Origin of the sequence: Staphylococcus rostri, from assembly GCF_002902145.1 — a bacterium.
GTDB lineage: Bacteria > Bacillota > Bacilli > Staphylococcales > Staphylococcaceae > Staphylococcus > Staphylococcus rostri.
In genome coordinates this window covers 1-5,224 of record NZ_PPRF01000071.1, presented here as the reverse complement: position 1 = coordinate 5,224, position 5,224 = coordinate 1, and the positions used below count along the sequence as shown (strand labels likewise).

General features: G+C 38.9%; 6 protein-coding genes. 1 reads left to right on the top strand and 5 read right to left on the bottom strand.

Features of this window, described 5'->3' with window-relative positions; all coding sequences use genetic code 11:
* Positions 1 to 107: 107 nt before the first annotated feature.
* Both fabF and CD122_RS09455 read right to left on the bottom strand, forming a co-directional pair.
* On the bottom strand, positions 108 to 1,349 hold the full coding sequence (fabF, locus tag CD122_RS09460) for a beta-ketoacyl-ACP synthase II (protein ID WP_103358734.1): 1,242 nt from the start codon (positions 1,347 to 1,349) through the stop codon (positions 108 to 110).
* 16 nt (positions 1,350 to 1,365) lie between these two features.
* Positions 1,366 to 2,307, bottom strand: coding sequence for a beta-ketoacyl-ACP synthase III (locus CD122_RS09455; protein ID WP_103358733.1), 942 nt, complete (start codon positions 2,305 to 2,307; stop codon positions 1,366 to 1,368).
* A 148-nt stretch (positions 2,308 to 2,455) separates the two neighbouring features.
* Here CD122_RS09455 and CD122_RS09450 point away from each other — a divergent pair, with 148 nt between their 5' ends.
* Positions 2,456 to 2,653, top strand: a complete 198-nt coding sequence (locus tag CD122_RS09450; RefSeq protein ID WP_103358732.1) for a DUF2929 family protein — start codon at positions 2,456 to 2,458, stop codon at positions 2,651 to 2,653.
* Positions 2,654 to 2,714: 61 nt separating this feature from the next.
* On the opposite strand, the gene CD122_RS09445 is transcribed toward CD122_RS09450, so the two are convergent.
* From CD122_RS09445 to CD122_RS09435, 3 genes are all read right to left on the bottom strand, one after another.
* Complete coding sequence (locus CD122_RS09445) at positions 2,715 to 3,608, bottom strand: 5'-nucleotidase, lipoprotein e(P4) family (protein WP_103358731.1); 894 nt, start codon at positions 3,606 to 3,608, stop codon at positions 2,715 to 2,717.
* Between the two features lie 152 nt (positions 3,609 to 3,760).
* Positions 3,761 to 4,384, bottom strand: a complete 624-nt coding sequence (locus CD122_RS09440) for an ABC transporter ATP-binding protein (protein WP_103358730.1) — start codon at positions 4,382 to 4,384, stop codon at positions 3,761 to 3,763.
* On the bottom strand, positions 4,377 to 5,224 hold an 848-nt coding region (locus CD122_RS09435), incomplete at its 5' end, for a DUF1430 domain-containing protein (protein WP_142381202.1). The genes CD122_RS09435 and CD122_RS09440, both read right to left, overlap by 8 nt.

Here is a 5,224-nt window from a genome sequence, read left to right as displayed (position 1 = left end):
CTAATATCCATGACAAAGCCCTGATTAAATGTTTTTTAACATCTAATCAGGGCTTTTTACAAAAGAGGCTTAGAACGAATTATGTCCCAGCCCCGTTTTTCTTATATTTATGCATCTTCATATTTTTTGAAAAGTAATACTGCGTTATGACCACCAAAACCTAAGCTGTTGCTCATCGCATACGTAATGTCATGATCAACCGCTTCATTCGGCGTAATATCTAAATCAATCTCTGGATCTTGTGCATGTGCATGGATTGTTGGCGCAATTTTACCATCACGGATAGATAGTACTGAGAAAATCGCCTCAATACCACCAGTCGCACCTAACATATGACCCATCATAGACTTCGTTGAGCTGACTTTCATCGACTTCGTATGGTCGCCAAATGTACGCTTAATTGCTTGGTACTCAAATAAGTCACCAACTGGCGTGCTTGTACCATGTGCATTTAAATATTGAACCGCATCCGGTGTCACTTCTGCATCATCCAATGCCATCTTCATCGCACGCGCACCACCTTCTCCTTCTGGTGCTGTAATGTGATGTGCATCGCCTGTTGAACCATAACCAACAACTTCCGCATAGATATGTGCACCACGCGCTTGTGCAGATTCTAAAGACTCAAGCACAACTACACCTGCACCTTCACCCATGACAAATCCGTCACGGCCTTCTTGGAATGGACGACATGCTGTTTCAACATCATTATTAGTTGATAATGCACGGCTCGCGCTGAATCCGGCAATTGACATATGTGTAATTGGGGCTTCCGTACCACCTGCAATCATTGCATCAGCATCGCCACGTTGAATAAACTTGAATGCTTCACCAATTGAGTTCGTTGCCGTTGCACATGCCGTAACAGTTGAACCGTTTGGCCCTTTGGCACCTAAATCAATCGAAACCTGACCAGAAGCCATATCTGGAATTAACATCGGTACGAAAAATGGGCTAACACGTCGAGGTCCGCGTTTTTGTAGTTGTTCAAACGCATCTTCAAACGTCTCCATACCACCAATACCTGAACCAATCCACACACCAATACGTGGTGCTGTTGTTTCATTAATATCTAAATTCGCATCTGCTACCGCTTCACGTGCAGCAACAACTGCATATTGTGTAAAGCGTGCCATTTTACGCGCTTCTTTTTTAGGAATGTGATCCTCTATATTAAAGTCTTTTAATTCTCCGGCAATATGTACCTGATAGGGTTCTGTATCAATGCGTGTAATTTCATTAATTCCATTGACACCGTTTAATGCGTTGCGCCACATTGTAGGAACGTCGTTACCGATTGGTGATAAGGCACCTAATCCCGTTACTACAACACGTTGTTTCTTTGTCATTGGATATCCTCCTCTATTATTTACCCCAGCGAATTACGATTGAGCCCCATGTAAGCCCACCGCCAAATCCTACGAGTACTAAAATATCATCATCTTTAATACGACCATTTTCAAGTTCCTGTCCAATACTTAAAGGAATCGATGCAGCCGATGTATTACCATATTTATCAACGGATACGCTCATTTTTTCTGGCGGTATACCGAGACGTTGTCGTGCTGACTCCATAATACGGATATTCGCTTGATGCGGTATAAACATATCAATGTCATCAGCTGTCAATTGAGCCTTTTCAACAACACGTGTCGATGAGTCACCCATCACACGTACAGCGAATTTGAACACTTCACGTCCATTCATACGGATTAAGTCTGTTTCTTGTTCTTGGTATAAATACTTGCCACCAATACCGTCAGAACCGACTTCATAACTTAGAATACCACGGTTACCTGACACTTCGCCAATAATAGCCGCGCCCGCGCCATCACCAAATAAAATCGCTGTACCACGGTCATTTAAATCTGTAATTTTTGATAATTTATCTGCACCTACAACTAGGATATTTTTATAATCTCCTGATAGTATAAACGCTCTAGCTGTCACAATGCCATACATAAAGCCTGTACATGCTGCTAATTGGTCCATTGAAGCTACTTTCGATAAACCTAAGCGTTCTTGTAACATATTCGCAACCGTTGGAAAACGATGATCTCCCGTTGAAGTTGCGACGATGACCATGTCGACATCTTCCGGTTGAATTCCTGCATCTTCAATTGCTCTCACACTCGCTTCATACGCAAGATGTGATGTGTCCTGTTCTTCATCTGCCCAGCGACGTTCTTTGATTCCAGTCATTTGTGAAATCCACGCGTCTGACGTATCAAGATATGCCTCAAAATAGCTATTATCAACGACACGCTCTGGAACATAAGCGCCAAATCCTTTTATTCCCACATTCATGGTTTGAACACCTTCTTTAATTTTTTAATACCAGGTATTAATTTAACACAAGGTACTAAAAAATGACAAGCCATACACTCGTCAACACTATACAATTATATGAAAGAGCTTTATAATAGCAGTATCAGCAAAAATGGAGGCGTACATAATGAAATACATCATTACGTTTATCTGGGCTGTTATTTTATTTGAGATGGTGAACTTTGTATTGAACAGTTTAAACGGTGGCGGACCACTTAACTTAGTAACGCCAATCGCATTAGCTGCTGTTGTTTTTGTCATTATCTTAATATTAGATGCAGTCGGATCATCATCATCAACGCATCAATCAACCGAATCACATTAATTTAAAAGCCATTGCGTATCTCAAACGACGCAATGGCTTTATTATGCTTTCTACTTACTTATTATTGAACTTCTTGTTGTTTTAATTGTTTTGTTGCTGGATCAAAATAAGTGACAGATGATTGGCGTAACTGTGATTTTTGTTCTGGGCTGATGCTGTAATCATTGTTGTATAACGTCGCTTCCCAGCTACCGTACATTGGATTTGGGAAGATAATGTATTTGCTACCAAAATCATCTTCGTGCTGTTTCACAAATGTGTCGCGCCCTTCAGCCGTTGCTGCTTTTGGCTCATCAAAATCTAATAAATTGTCGCCGAATAACTGTACAAGACGATAATTCGTTTTAATTTGATCACGGCGTTCAGATTTGCCATGCTCCCCTTCTTTTTTCAATAACACATGCTTTTTATCCGCTTGTGGTAAACCTTCTTTTTTCAGATTTTTTATCGTCGCATTCAAATCTTGCTCGTGAGAACGGTCTGAAACATAGAAAATTTCCACATCATGCGCGTCTGCATATTTTAAGAAATCTTTCGCACCATACACAGGTTTTGCTTGTGCAGTTGCTACCCATTCATGCCAGCCTTCAGGGAAAGATGTTCCATTTAACGTGCTGTACGCTTGATACGGCGAATTATCAAGTACCGTTTCATCAATATCCAAAGCAATCGCTAACTTTTTGCCGCCTTTATGCTTTTGAATTTGCGCATCTAACGCTTCTTTCGCCGAGTTATAGCCTTGCGCATACAACGCTTTAGCCTCCGCAGAATTTTGATACCATGCAACACTCATCATATTTTGTGCCGCTAACTGCGCTGCTGCATCTTTCTCTGTGTTTTGTTGCGTCATTGGTTGTTGTGCTGCTTCACTACCAGCTAACGCATCGTGTGGCACAGATGTCGTTACAAGTCCTAATGCCAATAATACTGCTGATGTTTTTGTCCATTGATTCATGTGCATCACCCTTTTATGTATTTGTTTTAGAGCAATTAAACGTAGTGGTATTTAATGCTCGCTTGTTATTATAACATAATTATTTTCAATGCTTTCATACTAAAAAACTGCCCAAAAATTAAATCTACTTTAACTTTTGAGCAGTGTAAACATCATACCTCATTCAAGTTGATTTCTTGATTACCAATACTAAAATAAGCGGGTTCATGTGTTGCTAAAACAACCGTAACACCATCATCATTCAGTTCTTTAAACATTGACATGACCGTGTCACTATTTTGGTCATCCAAGTTTCCGGTAGGTTCATCCGCAATAATCACGCTTGGTGCTTTTAAAATCGCCCGTGCAATCGCAATCCGTTGTTGTTCGCCACCACTGCACGTATACACTTTTGTTTTTAACGGCATATCCGCCAATCCAACACGTGCCATCACTTCTTGAATACGTGCACTATCGCTTTTATTCACATTGAGTGGCAACGTTAAATTCTTTAAAACCGACTCATTCTCTAACAAACCATAATGTTGATAAATATAGGCAATGTCCTCTCGTTTAAACGCTAACTTATCTTTCTCTTTTTGAATGGCTTGTCCTTTAAACGTAATGGTACCTGCATCTGGATTTTCTAACAGTCCGATGATATTAAGTAACGTCGACTTTCCTTTACCACTCGCACCGTGAATAACGACAAAGTCACCTTGCTTAATGGTCAAACTAAAATCTTCTAAAATGCGCTTGTTACCGAATGATTTATTAATATTTTGTAAGTTAATCATCTTTCTTCCCCTTTAACACCAGATTGACATTTTCACGATTCAACTTCATAAATGTAAATGCGACAGACAGTGCCTCTATCAACGTAATTGACGCAAAAACTGATATTGCAATCATGTTGTGGCTTGTTAATAGTAATGCGCCCATCAAAACATGTAGCATAACGAGGAACAGCAACATCCACTTGTGAATCGACCAGTAACTATAGCCCAACGAACGCTTAAGAAAAATTTGGAACTGATACGACTTGAAGTAAATTTGAATAAACGTCAAAGTCGTTAAGATGAACGTGATGCTTGTGAGTAGCGCCAAACCCGTGTATTTGTAGATTTCTTTTTGTAACACTTTAATGTTGTCAATTTTAGTATCATATACTGCCCTTACACTCGGAATAGCACCATCCAGTTGATATTTTTTTAAATCTTTGCGAATAGTCTCGTATGGATCATCTAAATGACTTTCAAATGCATACGTCATGCTGTAATACTTTTCAAAGTTCAAAGCATTTGTATAACCTAATTCTACGATTGCAATGGGATTAACAATAGTGTTTTTCACATCTCCTATTTCTGAATGATACGTAAAGAATCGCTCTCCTTTTTTTACCCAAATAATGTTTACTCTATGACCTTCATCTGGTACATCATCTGATTTTTCAAGGTATCTTAGTAATTTGAGCTCTTCTAAATAATTTCTAATAATTTTTTTCTCATATTTTTTATATTGAATTGGCACCAAAATATTTATTGTATTTTCATCATCCTTTAATTTATTTAAAACATTCTCGTTATGAATTGTTTTTTTAGGATGTCTTTCTAAATAATGTTTATCAATAGTAATTG